Raw genomic sequence first — 20,190 nt, 5'->3', positions numbered from 1 at the left:
CCGTGAGCGCACCCACCCGATCTGCGTCGCAGGATGTGGCCCGTATCGCGTCTGACGCGGCCAAGCCTGCCGCCAAGCCGCCGACGGTTCGACCCAAACACGTTGCGCCCGAGCAACTTACCGGCGCACAGTCGGTAATCCGGTCGCTGGAGGAGCTTGACGTCGAGGTCATCTTCGGCATCCCCGGCGGTGCGGTGCTTCCGGTGTACGACCCGCTGTTCGACTCGAAGAAACTGCGCCACGTGCTGGTTCGCCACGAGCAGGGCGCGGGCCATGCGGCCAGCGGCTATGCGCACGCCACCGGCAAGGTCGGCGTGATGATGGCCACCTCCGGTCCCGGGGCGACCAACCTGGTGACGCCGCTGGCCGACGCGCAGATGGACTCCATTCCGGTGGTCGCGGTGACCGGGCAGGTCGGACGCTCGCTGATCGGCACGGACGCGTTCCAGGAAGCCGACATCTCCGGCATCACGATGCCGATCACCAAGCACAACTTCCTGGTTCGCGACGGCGACGACATCCCGCGGGTGATGGCCGAGGCCTTCCACATCGCCGCCAGCGGGCGGCCGGGTGCGGTGCTCGTCGACATCCCGAAGGACGTCCTGCAGGCGCAGTGCACGTTCAGCTGGCCGCCGCGGATGGATCTGCCCGGCTACAAGCCGAACACCAAGCCGCACAACCGTCAGATCAACGAGGCCGCCAAGCTGATCGCCGCGTCGCACAAGCCGGTGCTCTACGTCGGCGGTGGCGTGATCCGCGGCGAGGCCACCGAGCAGTTGCGGGAACTGGCCGAGCTGACCGGCATTCCGGTGGTGACCACGCTGATGGCGCGGGGCGCGTTCCCGGACAGCCATCGCCAGCACCTGGGCATGCCGGGCATGCATGGCACCGTCTCCGCGGTGGCCGGGCTGCAGCGCAGCGACCTGCTGATTGCATTGGGCACGCGCTTCGACGACCGGGTCACCGGGCAACTCGACTCGTTCGCCCCTGAGGCCAAGGTCATTCACGCCGACATCGACCCCGCCGAGATCGGCAAGAACCGGCATGCCGACGTGCCGATCGTCGGTGACGTCAAGGCCGTCATCACCGAGCTGATCTCGGCGCTGAAGCACCATGACGCACCGTCGAAGATCGACATCGCCGACTGGTGGACCTATCTCGAAGAGGTGAAGGCCACCTACCCGCTGAGCTACGGACCGCAGAGCGACGGCAGTCTGAGCCCGGAGTACGTCATCGAAAAGCTGGGCGAGATCGCCGGCCCCGACGCGGTGTATGTCGCCGGCGTCGGCCAGCACCAGATGTGGGCGGCGCAATTCGTCTCCTACGAGAAGCCCCGAACCTGGCTCAACTCAGGCGGTTTGGGCACCATGGGTTTCGCCATCCCGGCGGCCATGGGCGCAAAGATGGCCCGGCCCGACGCCGAGGTGTGGGCGATCGACGGCGACGGCTGCTTCCAGATGACCAACCAGGAGCTGGCCACCTGTGCCATCGAAGGTGCACCGATCAAGGTGGCGTTGATCAACAACGGCAACCTCGGCATGGTGCGTCAGTGGCAGACCTTGTTCTACGAGGAGCGGTATTCGCAGACCGACCTGGCCACCCATTCGCACCGAATCCCCGACTTCGTCAAGCTGGCCGAGGCGTTGGGCTGTGTCGGGTTACGTTGCGAGCGTGAGGAAGACGTGGTCGACGTGATCAACCAGGCCCGGGCGATCAACGACCGCCCGGTGGTGATCGACTTCATCGTCGGCGCCGACGCGCAGGTGTGGCCGATGGTGGCAGCCGGCACCTCCAACGACGAGATCCAGGCCGCCCGTGGAATCCGCCCGCTGTTCGACGACGGCGTCGAGGGGCACGCATGAGCGCCGGATCGACCAGGACCCACACGCTTTCGGTGTTGGTCGAAGACAAACCGGGTGTGCTGGCCCGCGTGGCGGCGCTGTTCTCCCGGCGCGGGTTCAACATCGAGTCGCTGGCCGTCGGTGCCACCGAGCAGAAGGACATGTCGCGGATGACCATCGTGGTCTCCGCCGAGAGCACCCCGCTCGAGCAGATCACCAAGCAGCTCAACAAGCTGATCAACGTGATCAAGATCATCGAGCAGGACGACAACAGCTCGGTGTCGCGCGAGCTGGCGCTGATCAAGGTCCGCGCCGACGCCGGCACCCGCAGTCAGGTGATCGAGGCCGTGAACCTGTTCCGCGGCAAGGTGATCGACGTGTCACCGGAATCGCTGACCATCGAGGCCACCGGCGACCGGGGCAAGCTGGAAGCGCTGCTGAAGGTGCTCGAGCCGTTCGGCATTCGCGAAATTGTCCAGTCCGGAGTGGTTTCACTCTCCCGGGGGCCACGCGCCATCGGTACCGCCAAATAACCCACTAGTTCGAAAAGCCAACCAAGAAGGAGACATTCACGTGGCTTTGGAGATGTTCTACGACGACGATGCGGACCTGTCGATCATTCAGGGCCGCAAGGTCGGTGTCATCGGCTACGGCAGCCAGGGGCACGCACACTCATTGAGCCTGCGGGACTCCGGCGTCGAGGTGCGCGTGGGCCTGAAGGAAGGCTCGAAGTCGCGTGTGAAGGTCGAAGAGCAGGGCCTGACCGTCGACACGCCGGCCGAGGTGGCCAAGTGGGCCGACGTGATCATGCTGCTGGCGCCCGACACCGCGCAGGCCGACATTTTCAAGAACGACATCGAGCCCAACCTGAAGGACGGCGACGCGCTGTTCTTCGGCCACGGGCTCAACATTCACTTCGATCTGATCAAGCCGCCCGGCAACGTGACCATCGCGATGGTGGCGCCGAAAGGCCCCGGCCACTTGGTGCGTCGCCAGTTCGTCGACGGCAAGGGTGTGCCCGCGCTGATCGCGGTCGACCAGGACCCCACCGGCAACGGCGAAGCGTTGGCGCTGTCCTACGCCAAGGCGATCGGCGGCACGCGTGCCGGCGTCATCAAGACCACCTTCAAGGACGAGACCGAGACCGACCTGTTCGGTGAGCAGGCCGTGTTGTGCGGTGGCACAGAGGAATTGGTGAAGACCGGTTTCGACGTGATGGTCGAGGCGGGCTACCCGCCGGAGATGGCCTACTTCGAGGTGCTGCACGAGCTCAAGCTGATCGTTGACCTGATGTACGAGGGCGGCATCGCCCGGATGAACTACTCGGTGTCCGACACCGCGGAGTTCGGCGGCTACCTGTCCGGGCCGCGCGTGATCGATGCCGACACCAAGGAGCGGATGCGGGCCATCCTGCGGGACATTCAAGACGGCAGTTTCACCAAGAAGCTGGTCGCCAATGTCGAGGGTGGCAATAAGCAGCTCGAGCAACTGCGCAAGGAGAACGCCGAGCACCCGATCGAGGTCACCGGCAAGAAGCTGCGCGACCTGATGAGCTGGGTCGACCGGCCGATCACCGAGACCGCTTAGTCTCGGGTGGGCTTCCGCGAGACTTAAACCACCGCGCTCGTCTGCGGCGTGTCGTGTACGTGGTTTAAGTGTCGCGGAGCCGGCCCGCTAGCGTCGATGGGCGACCGTGACGCGATCCGGCCCGACCGCGACCACTAGGCTGGCCCGCGTGAGCCTGCCTGTTGTTCTTATCGCTGACAAACTTGCCGAATCAACCGTCGCCGCATTGGGCGACCAGGTCGAGGTGCGCTGGGTAGACGGTCCCGACCGGCCGAAGCTGCTCGCGGCTGTGCCCGAAGCCGACGCGCTGCTGGTCCGCTCGGCGACCACCGTCGACGCCGAGGTCCTCGACGCCGCGCCGAAACTCAAGATCGTCGCGCGCGCCGGCGTCGGGCTCGACAACGTCGACGTCAAGACCGCCACCGAACGCGGCGTGTTGGTCGTCAACGCCCCGACCTCGAACATCCACAGCGCCGCCGAGCACGCGTTGGCGTTGCTGCTGTCGGCCGCGCGCCAGATCCCTGCGGCCGACGCCTCGCTGCGCGAGCACGCGTGGAAGCGCTCGTCGTTCTCGGGCACCGAGATCTTCGGCAAGACCGTCGGTGTTGTCGGGCTGGGCCGCATCGGACAGCTGGTCGCACAGCGTCTGGCCGCGTTCGAAGCCAAAATCGTGGCCTACGACCCTTACGTGTCGGCGGCACGTGCGGCCCAACTCGGCATCGAGTTGCTCTCGCTCGACGACCTGCTCGCGCGCGCCGACTTCATCTCGGTGCACCTGCCGAAAACCCCTGAGACAGCAGGACTGATCGACAAGGATGCGCTGGCCAAGACCAAGCCCGGCGTCATCATCGTCAACGCCGCGCGCGGCGGCCTGGTCGACGAGGCGGCGCTGGCCGACGCCATCTCCAGCGGACACGTGCGCGCCGCCGGTCTCGACGTGTACTCCAAGGAGCCGTGCACCGACAGCCCGCTGTTCGAGCTGCCCGAGGTCGTGGTGACACCGCACCTCGGTGCCTCGACCGAAGAGGCGCAGGACCGCGCCGGCACCGACGTGGCCGCGAGCGTAAAGCTGGCGCTGGCGGGGGAGTTCGTTCCCGACGCCGTCAACGTCGGCGGCGGAACGGTCAACGAAGAAGTGGCGCCCTGGCTCGACCTGGTGCGCAAGCTCGGCTTGCTGGCCGGTGCGCTCACCGACGAACTGCCGTCGTCGCTGTCGGTGCAGGTTCGCGGCGAGCTGGCCGGCGAAGAGGTTGAGGTGCTTCGGCTTTCGGCGTTGCGCGGCCTGTTCTCCGAGGTCATCGAGGACCAGGTGACGTTCGTCAACGCGCCGGCGATCGCCGAAGAGCGCGGGGTGGCCGCCGACATCAGCACCGCCACCGAAAGCCCCAACCACCGCAGCGTCGTCGACGTGCGGGCAGTGGCCGCCGACGGTTCGGTGGTCAACGTCGCCGGCACGCTGTCCGGCCCGCAGCTCGTCGAGAAGATCGTGCAGATCAACGGCCGCAACTTCGACCTGCGGGCGCAGGGCATCTACCTCGTCATCAACTACGCCGATCAGCCTGGAGCACTGGGCAAGATCGGCACGCTGCTGGGCACCGCGGGGGTCAACATCCAGGCCGCTCAGTTGTCCGAGGACGCCGAGGGCCCGGCCGCGACGATCCTGCTGCGTGTCGACCGTGACGTCCCCGCCGATGTTCGCACCGAGATCAGGACCGCTGTGGCGGCCAACAAGCTCGAAGTGGTTGACCTGTCGTGAAACTCGCCATCATCCCGGGTGACGGGATCGGGCCCGAGGTGATCAGCGAAGCGGTCAAGGTCCTCGACGCCGTGGTACCCGGAGTTGAGAAGACGCATTACGACTTGGGCGCCAAGCGATTTCGCGCCACCGGCGAACTGCTGCCCGATTCGACGATCGCCGAACTCCGCGAGCACGACGCGATTCTGTTGGGTGCGATCGGTGACCCGTCGGTGCCGAGCGGGGTGCTCGAGCGAGGGTTGTTGCTACGCCTGCGGTTTGAGCTCGACCACCACGTGAACCTGCGGCCGGGCCGGCTGTACCCGGGTGTGACCAGTCCGCTGAGGGTCGAGCCCGGCACAAAGATCGACTTCGTGGTGATCCGCGAAGGCACCGAAGGCCCCTACACCGGAACCGGTGGCGCGATCCGCGTCGGCACCCCCCACGAAGTCGCGACCGAGGTGAGCACCAACACCGCGTTCGGGATCCGCAGGGTGGTCGAAGACGCGTTCGCGCGGGCCCAGCAGCGTCGCAAGCACCTGACGCTGGTGCACAAGACCAATGTGCTGACGTTCGCCGGGTCGTTGTGGTCACGGACCGTCGCCGAGGTGGGCGAGAAGTATCCCGACGTCGAGGTGGCGTATCAGCACGTCGACGCAGCCACCATCCACTTGGTGACCGACCCCGGTCGTTTCGACGTGATCGTCACCGACAACCTGTTCGGCGACATCATCACCGACCTGGCCGCCGCGGTCTGCGGCGGAATCGGCTTGGCGGCCAGCGGAAACATCGACGCCACCCGGACCAACCCGTCGATGTTCGAGCCGGTGCACGGCAGCGCCCCCGACATCGCCGGCCAGGGCATCGCCGACCCGACCGCCGCGGTTATGTCGGTGGCGCTACTGCTTTCCCACGTCGGCGAAGACGCTGCCGCCGCGCGAGTGGACCGGGCCGTGGCGTCCCATCTGGCCAGTCGCCCGAGCGAAAAGTTATCCACCGCCGAAGTCGGCGAAAGGATTTCGTCCGCGCTCTAGTCTCCAGCCCGGGCGGCAATGTCCTGGCCGGTACGATCGGCACCGCCAGAAGCGGAAACAGCGCGCAGACAACGAATGCCGGCGGATAGCCATGTGAGGCGATCAGGCCACCGAACACCGGTGGCGCGCCGGCCGCCATCAATCGTTGATAGGTGTTCTGCAGGCCCAGCGAGCGTCCGCTCCAGAACGGGCCCGCGTATTCGGTGATCGCCGTCGACTCCAGACCGTTGTCGAGCACGGCCACCACCGACGCCGTGATCATCAACGGCACCGCGATCGACGAGCGCAGGTGGTCGGCGAACGCCAAGCCCACCAGCACCAAAACACCTGCGACCGACATGATCCGGACCGGGCGCAGCCGCGACCCGACCCGGTCGGACCATCGGCCCACCAGTACGCGGCCGATCGCGCCGAGTACCTGCGACAGCGTGACGAGGCCGCCCGCCAACGCGATCGAGCACTTGTAGTTGACGATCAGCCAGATCAGCATGAACGTCACGGTCACCGTCTGGGGCACCATCAGCAGGGCCGAGACCGCATGAATGCGGCGCAGCACCCACGATCGGCGGTACGGATTGGCCAATTCCTGCTCGGTGGCTTCGTCCCATTCTTTGCGCGGCGGGTCGGTGATCGCGACGACGCTGAGCACAGCCGATACCGCACACAAGATAGCGGGGAACATCAGAGCGTGCATCGCGGATTTACTGGCCTCGGCGAACTCGGGAATCACCAACGCGCCCAACGCGATTCCGAGCGGTTGCGCGGTCTGCCGGACGCCCATTGCGAGTCCTCGTTGCTCGGGCGGGAACCATCCCGAAACCAGCCGGCCCCCGGCCGAGTTGCAACTGGCGGCCGCCATGCCACCGACGACCAGCCACGCCGCGAACCCGATCATCGAATGCACATGGGCCGCTGCGTAGGCGGCGCCCGCCGTCAGCGCCGACCCAACGGTCAGCACAACGCGTTCGCCCACTCGGTCGAGCAGGTAGCCCCACAGGATCAGGGTGGCCACCATGCCGAAACTCGGCATCGACGACAGCAACCCGGCCTCGCCCAGCGGCGTCCCGCGATCTCGTTCCAAGGCCGGGATCAGGAAAGCGACGCCGTTGATGAAGATGAATGCGCTCGCGGTCACCAGCAGCGAGACGAGGACGATCAACCAGCGCCGGCCCGCGCTGAATCCGACCGCATTCGCCGATTCCGTCGTCATCGATTCATGCTGCCACGCAACGAACAGGATTTATGCGCCAACGGGCCCGGCTGCGCGGGCGCCGGTCGACGCTCCGTAGCGCGATGGTCGGCCTCGCCCCCTCGCCGCTTCGCGGCCGGGAGGTACCCCCACAGCCCGCCGTGCCGGCGCGCATTGTCGGCCGACTAGGCTAAAGCGAATGCGCCTTGGCCGAATTGCCAGTCCCGACGGCGTCGCGTTCGTCTCCATCGAAGGCGAGTCCGACGACCTGACCGTCCGCGAGATCGCCGAGCATCCGTTCGGCACTCCAACTTTCACGGGTCGTTCGTGGCCCCTCGCCGATGTCCGGCTGCTGGCCCCGATCCTGGCCAGCAAGGTGGTTTGCATCGGCAAGAACTACGCCGACCACATCGCGGAGATGGGTGGTGAGGCACCGGCCGACCCGGTCATCTTCCTCAAGCCCAACACCGCGATCATCGGACCCAACGTGCCGATTCGGTTGCCCCCCAATGCGTCGCCGGTGCACTTCGAGGGTGAGCTGGCGGCCGTCATCAGCCGGCCCTGCAAAGACGTCACGGCCGACCATGCCGCCGAGAGCATCCTCGGTTACACGATCGCCAATGACGTGTCCGCGCGCGATCAGCAAAAGTCCGACGGGCAGTGGACTCGAGCCAAGGGACACGACACGTTCTGCCCGGTGGGACCGTGGATCGAGACGGACATCGACCCGGCCGACCTGACGCTGCGCACCGAGGTCAACGGCGAGGTCAAACAGGACAGTCGCACCTCGCTGATGATCCACGACGTCGGCGCGATCGTGGAATGGATCTCAGCGGTGATGACGCTGCTGCCGGGCGATCTGATCCTGACCGGCACACCCGCGGGCGTGGGCCCGATCGTCGACGGTGACACCGTCAACATCACCATCTCGGGAATCGGAACCCTGTCGAATCCCGTTGTCCAGAAGCCGAATTCGTAACGTCCACGGTCGGGAACCGCGGGGGAGTCGGGCGTTGGTGAGAGGTGGCCCGTTTGTTTGGTAGTCTGCTCGTCGGCCCATCTCGGCTGGCAGCAGTGTCCGTATGACCGCTAAGGGTCTAACGGCAGGCCTCTGACCAGCGGTTTTAGGCAGCCAATGGGGTATGGTGTAATTGGCAACACAGCTGATTCTGGTTCAGCCATTCTAGGTTCGAGTCCTGGTACCCCAGCAACGAATGCGCTGAACTGCAACGGTCGTCCGAGACGTGCCAGCCGGTGGGACTAACCGACGTTGACGAGCACGGTGGGCGGTATGCCTACTATCGGACTGGTGGCGAATGAGACCGAGATTGACGCAATCCGTGTCGGCAGGGGAAACACCATCAGGCATCCCCAAACCGGCAGATGGGTAACGGCCACACGAGTTCTCCACGGACGGACAGGTGTGATTAGCCAACGGCCAGGAGAAAGCCGCGACCGCCAGAACGTATGGGTGACTCTGGAAGACGGCGAAAAACTAGAATTCGAAGCTGGCGACACAGTCATCCGCAAGGACTGACCGACCAAAGCCATGCAAAATACGTCCACTACAAGCGATTAGGTGGGCGTTCGGCGGTGAGCTATGCTGGCTGCTCGGATCGGTTCCGGCCCCGTCGTCTAGCGGCCTAGGACGCCGCCCTCTCACGGCGGTAGCGTGGGTTCGAATCCCATCGGGGCTACTCATCCACAAGCCAGCGCATTTAGCTGGCTGCGGGCGCGGTTGAACCGCCCACCGGCATCGCCGGAATTCCAAGCTTGCGGTGATCCCACGAGCGTGTGCGCTGGGCGACGATGCGCACCGCGACCCGCTTGTTCATCATCATGTCGACCGCGGGCTTCATCTCCTCGGTGTAGGGCCCTGTGTAGCGCTCCCACACGCTGACGCCGACGCGGAAGATGGTGTCCGGGTCGTCGACGATCTCAGCGACACCTTCGAAGGACACCCCGCGCAGTGTGTCGTAGGTGTCGCCGGCCTCGATCATGAAGCTGACTCGCGGATCACGCTTGAGGTTGACGGCCTTCTGCGACTTCTCTTTCGTCTCCAGCCAAATTTCTCCGTCGACCACGCCGTACCACATAGCGGTCAGATGCGGCTGTCCGTCCACACCGATGGTGGCCAGCGTGCCGGTACGGCTGCTGGTGACGAAGTCGGTGATCTCCGAGGAGGACATGACGATCTGCGCACGCTGGTTGGTTCCCATCGCGACAGTGTCTCAGGTCACGAATGTGACTCTCACAACCGCCTCGTCAGTGCATCGGCGGCCGCCAGCAGGTCGGCGGCCCAGCGTGCGCCCGGCCGGCGGCCCATGCGATCGATGGGGCCCGACACCGAGATCGCGGCGATCACCGAACCGCGAGCATCGCGCACGGGCGCAGACACACTCGCCACCCCGGGTTCGCGTTCGGCGGCGCTTTGCGCCCAACCCCGCCGCCGTACTTCGGCCAGTGTCCGGTCGCTGAACTTCGCGTCAGGCAGTACGGCCGCGCGGGTCGCGTCGTCGCTGAAGGCCAGCAGCACCTTGGCGCCAGAGCCGGCCGTCATCGGCAATCGCGCGCCGACTAGAACGGTATCCCGAAGGCCCGCAGGCGGTTCCATCGCGGCGATGCAGATCCGCGAGGTTCCTTCGCGACGGTACAGCTGCACGCTCTCGCCGGTGATCTCACGCAACCGCGGGAGCACCGTCGCACTTGCCGCCAAGAGCGGATCGTTGACCTGAGCCGCGAGTTCGCTGATCGCAGGACCCAATCGCCACCGCCCCTGTCCGTCGCGGGCCAGCAGGCGGTGGACTTCCAAGCCCGCGGCCAGGCGGTGCGCGGTGGCCCTCGGCAGTCCTGTGCGATCGCACAATTCGGCCAGCCCGCAGGGCGATTCCGCGATTGTCTGCAGTACCCCCACGGCTTTGTCTAGGACGCCGATGCCGCTATCCTGTCTCACAGAGAGATACTAACGTCTCGCATAGTGAGATCAACGAATTGGGATGAGCTCGTGACGAAAACTTCTGCCCAGGCGGCTGCCGGGCGTCCACGCACGCTGGCAGAGAAGGTGTGGGACGACCACGTGGTGGCGTCGGGCGGCGGCACCGAACCCGACCTGATCTACATCGATCTACATCTGGTGCACGAGGTGACCAGTCCGCAGGCCTTCGACGGACTGCGCTTGGAAGGCCGACCGGTGCACCGCCCGGATCTGACATTGGCCACCGAAGACCACAACGTCCCCACGATCGACATCGACAAGCCGATCGCCGATCCCGTCTCGCGCAACCAAGTGGAGACGTTGCGCCGCAACTGCGAGGAATTCGGGATTCGGCTCTACCCGATGGGCAACATCGAACAAGGCATCGTCCATGTCGTCGGTCCACAACTGGGCCTGACGCAGCCGGGCATGACCGTCGTCTGCGGCGACAGTCACACTTCGACGCACGGCGCATTCGGCGCAATCGCCATGGGCATCGGCACTTCCGAGGTCGAGCACGTGCTGGCGACCCAGACGCTTCCGCTGCGGCCGTTCAAGACGATGGCCGTCAACGTCGAGGGCCAACTGCCTGCCGGCGTGACCGCCAAAGACATCATCCTGGCCGTCATCGCCAAGATCGGCACCGGCGGCGGACAGGGCCACGTCATCGAATACCGGGGCAGCGCCATCGAATCCCTATCGATGGAAGCCCGGATGACGATCTGCAACATGAGTATCGAAGCCGGTGCCAGGGCGGGAATGGTGGCACCGGATACCACTACCTATGAATTCCTGCGCGGCCGTCCGCATGCACCCACCGGGGCGCAGTGGGATGCGGCGCAGGCCTATTGGGATCAGTTGCGCACCGACGACGGTGCCGAGTTCGACACCGAGGTGTATCTGGACGCCGCATCGTTGACACCGTTCGTCACGTGGGGGACCAACCCGGGGCAGGGTGTGCCGCTGGGCGCCACCGTCCCCGACCCCGAGCTGATGACCGACGACCATGAGCGACAGGCGGCCGAGAAAGCGCTGGCGTACATGGACCTTCGGGCCGGGCTGCCGATGCGCGAGATCGCTGTGGACGCGGTGTTCGTCGGGTCGTGCACCAATGGCCGCCTCGAGGATCTGCGCGCGGTGGCCGATATTCTGCGCGGCCGAAAGGTTGCCGACGGGGTGCGGATGCTGATTGTGCCCGGGTCGATGCGAGTGCGCGCGGAAGCCGAAAGTGAAGGCCTGGACCAGATCTTCACCGCCGCGGGGGCCGAGTGGCGTCAGGCCGGCTGCTCGATGTGTCTGGGCATGAACCCCGACCAGCTCGCCCCGGGCGAGCGCTGCGCGGCAACGTCGAACCGAAATTTCGAAGGCCGCCAGGGCAAGGGGGGCCGCACGCATCTGGTGTCGCCGGCGGTGGCCGCCGCCACCGCGGTGCGCGGAAAGCTGTCGGCGCCGGACGACTTGAATTGACTAAGGGGTAACCAACATGGACGCATTTCACACCCATACCGGGATCGCGGTGCCGCTGCGGCGGTCCAATGTCGACACCGACCAGATCATTCCCGCGGTGTATTTGAAGCGGGTAACCCGAACAGGTTTCGACGATGGATTGTTCGCGGCGTGGCGCAACGATCCGTCGTTCGTGCTCAATCTCAGCCCATTTGACAGAGGTTCAGTACTGGTGGCCGGACCCGATTTCGGCACCGGCTCCTCCCGCGAGCACGCGGTGTGGGCGCTTATGGACTACGGCTTCCGGGTGGTGATCTCGTCGCGGTTCGGTGACATTTTTCGCGGCAATGCGGGGAAGGCGGGTCTGTTAGCGGCCGAAGTTGCTCAGGATGATGTGGAACTTCTTTGGAAGCTCATCGAGGCCAGCCCGGGGTTGGAAATCACTGTAAATCTTCAAGATCGGAATGTGTCGGCCGGAACGGTGGTGGTGCCGTTCAAGATTGACGATTACACCGCCTGGCGTCTACTCGAAGGACTCGACGACATAGCGCTTACGCTGCGGAAACAGGACCAGATCGAAGCTTTCGAGGCGGCTCGCCCGGACTGGAAGCCGAGGACTTTGCCCGCTTCGTAGCGGCTCGATTGAGCCCGAATTCGCGGTGCCCCACCGCCGTATTTGACCGCCGCGCCACCTCCCAAGGGCGGCAAGCGGATTCCTAAAAAGTTCGCCAGGAACCATTGAAATTGCGCGTGGCTCTTGGAAATCAGGCACCTGAGGGTTTACCGTGTCTGCTAGTCGGTCCAAACGAGGGCCACTAGCTTCGGAGGATTTGCATGAACAAAGCAGAGCTCATCGATGTACTCACAGACAAATTGGGCTCAGACCGTCGGCACGCAACCGCTGCCGTCGAGAATGTCGTCGACACGATTGTGCGCGCCGTGCACAAGGGCGACAGTGTCACCATTACTGGGTTCGGTGTTTTCGAGCAGCGGCGCCGTGCGGCCCGCGTCGCTCGCAACCCCCGCACTGGCGAGACGGTAAAGGTAAAGCCAACCTCCGTGCCGGCCTTCCGGCCTGGCGCACAATTCAAAGCGGTTGTTTCTGGCTCGCAACGACTTCCGGCGGAAGGACCAGCAGTGAAGCGTGGTGTTGTCGCAAGTGGTGGTGCCAAGAAGGCGGCCAAGAAAGCGCCCGCCAAGAAGGCGGCCGCCAAGAAGGCTGTGAAGAAGGCTCCGGCCAAGAAGGCGGCCGCGAAGAAGGTCGTCAAGAAGGCTCCGGCCAAGAAGGCCGCAACCAAGCGGGCTCCTGCCAAGAAGGCTCCGGCCCGCAAGACCGCAGCCAAGAAGGTCGTGAAGAAGGCTCCGGCCAAGAAGGCCGCAACCAAGCGGGCTCCTGCCAAGAAGGCTCCGGCCAAGAAGGCAGCAGCACGTCGCGGTCGTCGCTAAGCACTCACCGCATCAAACGCAGATTCGCCGCGGATCCGGCTCCCACGAGCCGCCCGCGGCGAATTTGCGTGTCAGGGCACGACGTTGGAGGCCAGCGCGCTGCCGATGTGATCGGCCGCGATCAGTCGCCCGTCCACCAACGACAGCACCCAGGTGCTGCCCTTGCGGTTGCGTGACTTGTCCGGTCGGACGCCGTCGCGCTCGCACCACCATGCGATCAGGTCCGGAATCACCTTGCCCTGTGTGCAGATCACGGGCGTGCCGTCGGATTCGGCAATCTGCAGAACACGTCGCCGACCACGCTTGGGGTTGTCGGCGTAGGCCTCTTCGGTCAGGGAAGGTTCGTTGTTGATGGCGACGCCCAGCTCCTCGGCCAACGGCTCCACCGTCTGATGGCAGCGCACCCGGTCCGCTGAATAGACATCGGTGGGACCGAAGGTCGACAACTGTGCGACGAGCGCCTCAGCCTGCGCCCGGCCCTTCTTGTCCAACGGCCGCAGCTTGTCGTCGCCGGAGAAGCGGGACTTGCTGCCCGCGGTGCCGTGACGCACGATCAGGACCGATTTCGTATCAGGCGATTGCTTGGCCCAGCGCCGCAATATCTTTCGGTCGTACGGATACGTCACTTTCTTGATTGCGGCGGCTGACGGCAGCCAGATCAGATCGTCCACCTCGTTGTTGGGGGCGAACTCGCCGCCGATACTGCGCGCCGACCAGTACTGCACCTTCTTCGTGCGCGGCTCGATCGGATAGCTCACCGTCGCAATCCGGCGGCCCAGCCGAACGTGATGTCCGGTCTCTTCGAAAACCTCACGAACGGCGGTCACCGGCTCCGTCTCGCCGGGATCGATTTTGCCCTTGGGTAGCGACCAGTCGTCGTACCGCGGACGGTGAATCACCGCGACCTCTTCAGCAGACTCGCGATGCCGGGGCCGCCAGAGCACGGCACCCGCGGCGAGAACGATCTTGCCCGCCGAGCGATTCGATGAGGATTGTGTCGACACCTGAACTCCTGCAGGTCAATTCGAGCCCGGGGGACCCGCGGCGAGACGGCTCAAGGCTGCGTGTCCGTTAGCTACTACGGTGTTTGTCCATCTGCGCCACCTGATGATCGCGAACCGAGTGGCCGGGTTGCGGCAGCGCCTTCCACTGGCCTTCGGGGCCCAATTCCCAGCATCGGGTCGCCGGGTCCAGTGCCGAGTCGAGAATGTCGTTGAGTTGGGCGGTCAAGCGGGGATCCTTGACCTGAACCAGGACCTCGACACGGCGATCCAGGTTGCGATGCATCATGTCGGCGCTACCGATCCAGAATTCATTGATGGCGCGGAAATTGAAGATCCGCGAATGCTCCAGATACCGTCCGAGAATCGAGCGCACCGTGATGTTTTCGGAGAAGCCCGGCACGCCGGGGCGCAGCGCGCAAATGCCGCGCACCACCACCTCGACGCGAACGCCGGCCTGCGACGCGCGGTAGAGCGCATCGATGACCTGCTCATCGACGAGGGAGTTCATCTTCAGCCGGATGTGACCGTTCCCGGTTTTTTCGTGCGCAGCGATCTCCCGGTTGACGCGCTCGATGATGCCGTTGCGGATACCGTGCGGCGCGACCAGAAGATTGCGATACGAGACCTTGCGTGAATAACCGGTCAACGTGTTGAACAGATCGGTCAAGTCGGCACCGATGTCGGAATCGGCGGTCAGCAGGCCGAGGTCCTCATATAACCGGGCCGTCTTGCTGTTGTAATTGCCGGTTCCGATATGGCAGTAACGGCGAATCATCGAGCCTTCGCGACGAACCACCAGGCAGGTCTTGCAATGCGTTTTCAAACCGACGAGCCCGTAGGCCACGTGGACCCCCGCCTGCTCCAGCGCGCGGGCCCACTTGATGTTGGCTTGTTCGTCGAACCGGGCCTTGATCTCCACCAGGGCCACGACTTGCTTTCCGGCTGCGGCGGCTTCGATGAGAGCCCGCACGATCGGTGAGTCACCGGAGGTGCGGTACAGCGTCTGCTTGATCGCCAGCACGTTGGGGTCGGCCGCGGCGACCTCGATGAAACGTTGCGTGCTCGTGGAGAACGAGTCGTACGGGTGGTGCACCAGCACGTCACCCTCGCGCAAGGTCGCGAAAATGCTCTTCGGCGTTTCCCGGTCGGCGAACGCGGGGCTGGTCGCCGGGACGAATGCCGGATCCTTCAAGGCCGGACGGTCGACGCCGTAGACCTGCCACAGCGACGAAAGATCAAGCAGCCCTGGCACCTGGATCACATCGCCGGGATGCACGTCGAGCTCGCGCAGCAGCAACTCGAGCATGTGGTCGGTCATGTCGTCGGCGACCTCGAGGCGCACCGGCGATCCGAATCTCCGACGGGCCAGCTCGCGCTCCAGCGCCTGCAGCAGGTCTTCGTCGCGATCTTCGTCGACTTCGTAGTCGGCGTTGCGGGTCACCCGGAAGGCATGGTGCTCAACGATTTCCATGCCCGGAAACAGTGCGGTGAGGAAAGCCGCGATCAGCTCCTCCATCGGCAAGAAGCGGACTTCTCGAGGTCGGGCTGAATCGTCGGCGCCGGGGCGGGCGTCGAGTTCGACGAAGCGATCGACGTTGTCTGGCACCTTGACCCGCGCGAAGTGCTGGCCGCCGTCGTCGGGCTGCTTCACCGTGACGGCGAGGTTCAAGCTCAGGCCACTGACGAACGGGAACGGGTGAGCGGGGTCGACGGCCAACGGCGTCAGGACCGGGAAGACCTGCTCGGTGAAGTAGGTCGACAACCGGTCGCGCTCGGCTTGGTCGAGATCGGCCCACGTGACGATGCGAATGCCTTCGGCCGCCAGGGCGGGCTCCACCGAATTGAGGAAGACCTCCGCGTGCCGGGTGGCGATTTTCTGGGTCTGCTCGCCGATGCGGCGCAGTTGCTCGCGTGGGGTCAGTCCGTCCGCGGAGCGCACCGAGAGCCCCATCTCGTCGCGGCGCTTCAGGCCGGCGACCCGAACCATGTAGAACTCGTCAAGGTTGGAGGCGAAGATCGCCAGGAATTTCGCGCGCTCCAGCAGCGGCAGCGACGTGTCTTCGGAGAGCGCGAGGACGCGCGCGTTGAAGTCCAGCCAGCTCAATTCGCGGTTGAGGTAGCGGTCTTCGGGAAGTGGGTTCTCGACCGCGGTAGCGGTGGTGGCGGGCGGCGCACCCGGCGAGGCGTCGGCTGCCGGCCAGGCGGGCGATTCGGCGGCGACGGTGCTATCCGGGGCTTCGATGTCAGTCACCCTTGCGATCATTCCCCATCGGTGGGGGGTGCTGCCAGCGACTGGTGCGGGGACATTTGCCGTTGAGGCGCCGTTCACCCGTCGTTACCCGGCTTGGTGCGACAACCCTTCGATCGCCCGCATGGTCGCTTGTCCCATGCCGAGGCCGCGCGCGATGGCCAGGTCCTCGGGAGTGTCGATGTCGCAGCGCAATCCCGGCCAGCCGCCAATGAGCTCGACCGCCCCCGAATGCCGATGCCGCTCAGCGGAATTCGATCCGAACCGGGGATCGACCGGGAAGCCGAACGCGCAGAGCGCCGCGGTACCCGTGCCGAGTCGGTCGGCGACAAAACTGCGCCGGTGCCGGCGTGCCGCGGAGATGGCGTCGGCCAGCTCCTGCGTCCGTACCGCGGGCAGATCACCTTGCAGGACAACAATATTCGAGACCGACTCCGATACCACCCGCTCGGCGGTGACGATCGCGTTGTTCAACGGGTCCGGGTGGCCGGCCGGCGTTGGATCGGCGACTACCGTAGCGCCGAGGTCGACGGCCGTAGCGGCCGCGACGTCGTCCGGCGTCACGACCGTGATCAGGCGCACGGCGGGCACCCTCGTCGCCGCGGTGAGCGTGTCGACCAGCATCCCCAACACGATGTCCTCCCGGACCGACGCGGAGAACATCGGCGCGAGCCGGGTCTTGGCGGCAGCCAATCGCTTGACGGCGACGATCACGCCGACATCGCTGTCGGCGTTGGGTCGGCTGCGGCTCATCGCACCATCCTGCCAGTGCCGATCATCGGATCGCCTTCCCCGCCGCTGAGCTACGGTGGAGCGCCGGGAGTTAGAGCACACTGACCAGACGGAGACCGACGCGCCATGCCCACCACCACCACAGCGGTAGCGGTAATGGGTTCCGGTGCGTGGGGCACGGCGCTGGCCAAGCTGCTCGCCGATGCCGGCAGCGAGGTCAGGTTGTGGGCGCGGCGTTCCGAGGTCGCCGCCGAGATCAACTCGAGCCGGCACAACGCCGCCTACCTGCCAGGTGTGGAGTTACCGACCGGCATCACCGCGACCGCGGACGCGAATGAAGCGCTGAGCGGGGTCACGACCGTGCTGCTGGCGGTGCCGGCGCAAACGATGCGAGCCAATCTCGAGCGATGGGCGGGCCAGGTCACCTCCGGCGCCACGTTGGTCAGCACGGCCAAGGGCATCGAGTTGGGCACGCTGATGCGGATGAGCCAGGTCATCGTCGACGTGACCGGCGTCGACACCTCGCAGGTCGCGGTGATCTCCGGGCCCAACCTCGCCAGCGAGATCTCCGCCGGGCAGCCCGCCGCCACGGTCATCGCCTGCAGCGACTCCGGTCGCGCGGTTGCCCTGCAGCGCATGCTGAACGCCGGATACTTCCGGCCCTACACCAACGCCGACGTGATCGGCACCGAGATCGGCGGCGCCTGCAAGAACGTGATCGCGCTGGCCTGCGGCGTGGCGGCCGGGGTCGGCCTCGGTGAAAATACCGCGGCGGCGATCATCACCCGCGGGCTGGCCGAGATCATGCGGCTCGGCATCGCGGTTGGCGCCAAGGGCGCGACGATGGCCGGCCTGGCCGGAGTCGGTGACCTGGTCGCCACCTGCACCTCGCCCCGCTCGCGTAACCGCAGCTTCGGCGAAAGCCTTGGCCGCGGCGAGACGATGGAAGCGGCCATGCGGGCGCGCGACGGCCATGTTGTCGAAGGTGTCACCTCCTGTGAGTCGGTGCTGGCGCTGGCCTCCAGTTATGACGTCGAAATGCCGCTGACCGACGCCGTCTACCGGGTCTGTCACAAGGGGCTGTCGGTGGATCAGGCGATGGCCGCGCTGCTGGGACGCAGCACCAAGCCGGAATGAGCTTGTAACCAGCGCCGCGGCGTCAGACGGTAGCCTCTCTAGGTTGTGAATGCCCGCCCGCCCTTCAACGCGCCCGATCAGGGTCGTGTCCGAGTCGCCGTCGTCTTCGGCGGACGCAGCAACGAGCACGCGATCTCCTGCGTCTCGGCGGGCAGTATTCTGCGCAACCTGGACCCGGAGAGATTCGAGGTCGTCGCGATCGGTATCACGCCGGAAGGCTCGTGGGTGCTCACCGACGGCGACCCGGAGGCGCTGGCGATCACCAACCGGCAGTTGCCGGGCGTGAGTTCGGAGTCCGGCACCGAATTGGCGCTGACCGCCGACCCCCGACGGGCCGGGCAGTTGGTGTCGCTGTCGCCGGGCGGGGCCGAGGTGCTGGCGTCGGTCGACGTGGTGTTCCCGGTCCTGCACGGGCCCTACGGCGAAGACGGAACCATCCAGGGTCTGCTCGAGCTCGCCGGTGTGCCGTACGTCGGCGCGGGCGTGCTGGCCAGCGCGGCCGGGATGGACAAGGAGTTCACCAAGAAACTGCTGGTAGCCGAGCGACTTCCAATCGGCGACTACGCGGTGCTGCGGCCATCGGAGTCCACACTGGACGCCGAACAGCTTGACCGGCTTGGGTTTCCGGTATTCGTCAAGCCCGCCCGCGGCGGCTCGTCGATCGGTGTCAGCCGGGTGACCAGTCGCCAGGAACTGCCCGACGCCGTCGCTTACGCGCGCCAGCACGATCCGAAGGTCATCGTCGAGGCGGCGATCGTCGGCCGCGAACTGGAGTGCGGTGTCCTCGAATTCCCCGATGGCACAGTGCAAGCCAGCACCGTCGGCGAGATCCGGGTGGCCGGCGTGCGCGGACGTGAGGACTCGTTCTACGATTTCGCGACCAAATACCTCGACGACGCCGCCGAACTCGACGTACCCGCCAAGATCGACGACGACGTCAGTGATGCGGTGCGCGAGTTGGCGATTCGGGCGTTCAAGGCGATCGACGGCCGGGGTCTGGCGCGGGTGGACTTCTTCCTCACCGACGAGGGACCGTTGATCAACGAGGTCAACACGATGCCCGGATTCACCACCATCTCGATGTATCCACGGATGTGGGCGGCCAGTGGTGTGGACTACCCAACCCTGCTGGCGACCATGGTGGACTCCGCGCTGTCGCGGGGGATGGGGTTGCGCTAGTTCGGCCTCGAAGGGTCGATCGGGTGGGCCGGCATGATGCGGTCGATCAGCTCGGAGAGTTGTTGGATCGGCGTGGGTCCGGAGCCCTGCGGCAGCGTCAGCGCCACATACACCGCGCGATCCACGGTGTACCAGGTGGCTCGCTGATCCTGGCTGACCTCGAACCACTGCACCCGGTCGACGACCTGGATCGGGGATCCGACGACGAAGTCGGCCGGACGATCGAGGCCGCACCGCAATATGACCGGATCCCCGGTGCCTGCGGGCTGCCACGCGGCGGCGCCGACCGGGGCCGGCTGGGCCAGCTGAGCCCGGGTGTAGCCGCCGAGTCGCTGCGGCAGCGCCTCGGTCAGCTTCTGGCAGGCGGGATCTTGCGCCTGCGGAGCGGGCACGGCGGCGACGACGACCGGCGACGTGTGGTCGCGGGTCGCCGCGATGGCCAGAATCACGCCGATCGTGCCGATCGCGACCACCAACGCGGCGATGAGCGCTGCCCGGGGCGGGCCCTCGGAGTCAGCCATTCCCTCACCCTCTGCTCGATCTCGGAACCTGCTGTGGGGGCCATTTTGTCAGCAGGGTAGGTGGCTTCGGTTGTCGGCTGGTGCCCGTAGAAACCTGCGACCAAGGTCGCTACCCGCAGCCGTTGTGTTCCAAACGAT

16 protein-coding genes, 2 tRNA genes and 2 pseudogenes are annotated in these 20,190 nt (G+C 65.8%); 13 read left to right on the top strand and 7 right to left on the bottom strand.

The window, feature by feature from the left end:
* Nucleotides 1-2 precede the first annotated feature (2 nt).
* From A5658_RS23940 to A5658_RS23920, 5 genes are all read left to right on the top strand, one after another.
* Nucleotides 3-1,862: an acetolactate synthase large subunit gene (locus A5658_RS23940; protein WP_067341146.1), complete on the top strand. Its 1,860-nt coding sequence runs from the start codon at nt 3-5 to the stop codon at nt 1,860-1,862.
* Nucleotides 1,859-2,374 carry an acetolactate synthase small subunit gene (gene ilvN, locus A5658_RS23935; RefSeq protein WP_067341143.1) on the top strand — a complete coding sequence of 172 codons (516 nt, stop codon included), beginning with the start codon at nt 1,859-1,861 and terminating at the stop codon, nt 2,372-2,374. The genes A5658_RS23940 and ilvN overlap by 4 nt, the downstream gene beginning before the upstream one ends.
* A 52-nt stretch (nt 2,375-2,426) precedes the next feature.
* A complete protein-coding gene (ilvC, locus tag A5658_RS23930; protein WP_197503210.1) occupies nt 2,427-3,428 on the top strand; it encodes a ketol-acid reductoisomerase in 1,002 nt (333 codons plus the stop codon).
* Nucleotides 3,429-3,576: 148 nt separating this feature from the next.
* Nucleotides 3,577-5,163 (top strand): phosphoglycerate dehydrogenase, encoded by a 1,587-nt coding sequence (gene serA, locus A5658_RS23925; protein WP_067341438.1) that lies wholly within the window; start codon nt 3,577-3,579, stop codon nt 5,161-5,163.
* A complete protein-coding gene (locus tag A5658_RS23920) occupies nt 5,160-6,176 on the top strand; it encodes a 3-isopropylmalate dehydrogenase (protein WP_067341137.1) in 1,017 nt (338 codons plus the stop codon). Before serA ends, A5658_RS23920 begins: the two co-directional genes overlap by 4 nt.
* Nucleotides 6,177-6,309: 133 nt before the next feature.
* On the opposite strand, the pseudogene A5658_RS27765 reads toward A5658_RS23920, so the two are convergent.
* Nucleotides 6,310-7,386: pseudogene (locus tag A5658_RS27765) on the bottom strand (MFS transporter); the annotation flags it as partial.
* Between the two features lie 178 nt (nt 7,387-7,564).
* Between A5658_RS27765 and A5658_RS23915 the strand changes: the two are divergent.
* The 3 genes from A5658_RS23915 (at nt 7,565) to A5658_RS23905 (ending at nt 9,062) form a co-directional block, all read left to right on the top strand.
* Nucleotides 7,565-8,344 carry a fumarylacetoacetate hydrolase family protein gene (locus tag A5658_RS23915; RefSeq protein WP_067341134.1) on the top strand — a complete coding sequence of 260 codons (780 nt, stop codon included), beginning with the start codon at nt 7,565-7,567 and terminating at the stop codon, nt 8,342-8,344.
* Between the two features lie 157 nt (nt 8,345-8,501).
* Nucleotides 8,502-8,573, top strand: a tRNA-Gln gene (locus A5658_RS23910).
* Between the two features lie 416 nt (nt 8,574-8,989).
* Nucleotides 8,990-9,062, top strand: a tRNA-Glu gene (locus A5658_RS23905).
* Nucleotides 9,063-9,083: 21 nt separating this feature from the next.
* On the opposite strand, the gene A5658_RS23900 is transcribed toward A5658_RS23905, so the two are convergent.
* Nucleotides 9,084-9,584, bottom strand: coding sequence for a PPOX class F420-dependent oxidoreductase (locus A5658_RS23900; RefSeq protein WP_067341131.1), 501 nt, complete (start codon nt 9,582-9,584; stop codon nt 9,084-9,086).
* A gap of 32 nt (nt 9,585-9,616) precedes the next feature.
* Nucleotides 9,617-10,318 (bottom strand): IclR family transcriptional regulator, encoded by a 702-nt coding sequence (locus tag A5658_RS23895; protein WP_067341128.1) that lies wholly within the window; start codon nt 10,316-10,318, stop codon nt 9,617-9,619.
* 51 nt (nt 10,319-10,369) lie between these two features.
* Between A5658_RS23895 and leuC the strand changes: the two genes are divergently transcribed.
* The 3 genes from leuC to A5658_RS23880 all read left to right on the top strand — a co-directional run bounded on the left by leuC (nt 10,370) and on the right by A5658_RS23880 (nt 13,231).
* Nucleotides 10,370-11,806 (top strand): 3-isopropylmalate dehydratase large subunit, encoded by a 1,437-nt coding sequence (gene leuC, locus A5658_RS23890; protein ID WP_067341125.1) that lies wholly within the window; start codon nt 10,370-10,372, stop codon nt 11,804-11,806.
* A 16-nt stretch (nt 11,807-11,822) separates the two neighbouring features.
* Complete coding sequence (leuD, locus tag A5658_RS23885; protein WP_067341122.1) at nt 11,823-12,419, top strand: 3-isopropylmalate dehydratase small subunit; 597 nt, start codon at nt 11,823-11,825, stop codon at nt 12,417-12,419.
* A gap of 200 nt (nt 12,420-12,619) precedes the next feature.
* Complete coding sequence (locus tag A5658_RS23880) at nt 12,620-13,231, top strand: HU family DNA-binding protein (RefSeq protein WP_067341119.1); 612 nt, start codon at nt 12,620-12,622, stop codon at nt 13,229-13,231.
* A 71-nt stretch (nt 13,232-13,302) separates the two neighbouring features.
* Here the strand turns inward: A5658_RS23880 and A5658_RS23875 are convergent, their stop codons facing one another.
* From A5658_RS23875 to cofC, 3 genes and pseudogenes are all read right to left on the bottom strand, one after another.
* Entirely contained in the window at nt 13,303-14,235 is a 933-nt protein-coding gene (locus A5658_RS23875) for an NUDIX hydrolase (protein ID WP_067341116.1), read from the bottom strand.
* Nucleotides 14,236-14,302: 67 nt separating this feature from the next.
* Nucleotides 14,303-16,505: pseudogene (locus A5658_RS23870) on the bottom strand (RNA degradosome polyphosphate kinase).
* A gap of 65 nt (nt 16,506-16,570) precedes the next feature.
* Nucleotides 16,571-17,236: a 2-phospho-L-lactate guanylyltransferase gene (cofC, locus tag A5658_RS23865; protein ID WP_067341109.1), complete on the bottom strand. Its 666-nt coding sequence runs from the start codon at nt 17,234-17,236 to the stop codon at nt 16,571-16,573.
* Nucleotides 17,237-17,341: 105 nt separating this feature from the next.
* On the opposite strand from cofC, the gene A5658_RS23860 reads away from it, so the two are divergent.
* Nucleotides 17,342-18,352 carry an NAD(P)H-dependent glycerol-3-phosphate dehydrogenase gene (locus tag A5658_RS23860; RefSeq protein WP_067341106.1) on the top strand — a complete coding sequence of 337 codons (1,011 nt, stop codon included), beginning with the start codon at nt 17,342-17,344 and terminating at the stop codon, nt 18,350-18,352.
* 45 nt (nt 18,353-18,397) lie between these two features.
* Complete coding sequence (locus tag A5658_RS23855; RefSeq protein WP_067341103.1) at nt 18,398-19,531, top strand: D-alanine--D-alanine ligase family protein; 1,134 nt, start codon at nt 18,398-18,400, stop codon at nt 19,529-19,531.
* Here A5658_RS23855 and A5658_RS23850 read toward each other — a convergent pair.
* On the bottom strand, nt 19,528-20,052 hold the full coding sequence (locus A5658_RS23850) for a DUF3515 domain-containing protein (protein WP_067341100.1): 525 nt from the start codon (nt 20,050-20,052) through the stop codon (nt 19,528-19,530). The genes A5658_RS23855 and A5658_RS23850 overlap by 4 nt on opposite strands.
* Nucleotides 20,053-20,190: the final 138 nt, after the last annotated feature.

The organism is Mycobacterium sp. 1245111.1 (assembly GCF_001673405.1).
In the GTDB taxonomy this organism is placed as follows: Bacteria; Actinomycetota; Actinomycetes; order Mycobacteriales; family Mycobacteriaceae; genus Mycobacterium.
Note: the sequence above shows the minus strand (reverse complement) of the source record. Positions and strands in the feature narration are given on the sequence as shown.

Bases quoted from the DNA above. Each gene is read 5' to 3' on its own strand.
- ilvN (WP_067341143.1), top strand. From the start codon at position 1,859: ATGAGCGCCGGATCGACCAGGACCCACACGCTTTCGGTGTTGGTCGAA.
- ilvC (WP_197503210.1), top strand. From the start codon at position 2,427: ATGTTCTACGACGACGATGCGGACCTGTCGATCATTCAGGGCCGCAAG.
- A5658_RS23915 (WP_067341134.1), top strand. From the start codon at position 7,565: ATGCGCCTTGGCCGAATTGCCAGTCCCGACGGCGTCGCGTTCGTCTCC.
- A5658_RS23900 (WP_067341131.1), bottom strand. From the start codon at position 9,584: ATGGGAACCAACCAGCGTGCGCAGATCGTCATGTCCTCCTCGGAGATC.
- leuD (WP_067341122.1), top strand. From the start codon at position 11,823: ATGGACGCATTTCACACCCATACCGGGATCGCGGTGCCGCTGCGGCGG.
- A5658_RS23880 (WP_067341119.1), top strand. From the start codon at position 12,620: ATGAACAAAGCAGAGCTCATCGATGTACTCACAGACAAATTGGGCTCA.
- cofC (WP_067341109.1), bottom strand. From the start codon at position 17,236: ATGAGCCGCAGCCGACCCAACGCCGACAGCGATGTCGGCGTGATCGTC.
- A5658_RS23860 (WP_067341106.1), top strand. From the start codon at position 17,342: ATGCCCACCACCACCACAGCGGTAGCGGTAATGGGTTCCGGTGCGTGG.
- A5658_RS23850 (WP_067341100.1), bottom strand. From the start codon at position 20,052: ATGGCTGACTCCGAGGGCCCGCCCCGGGCAGCGCTCATCGCCGCGTTG.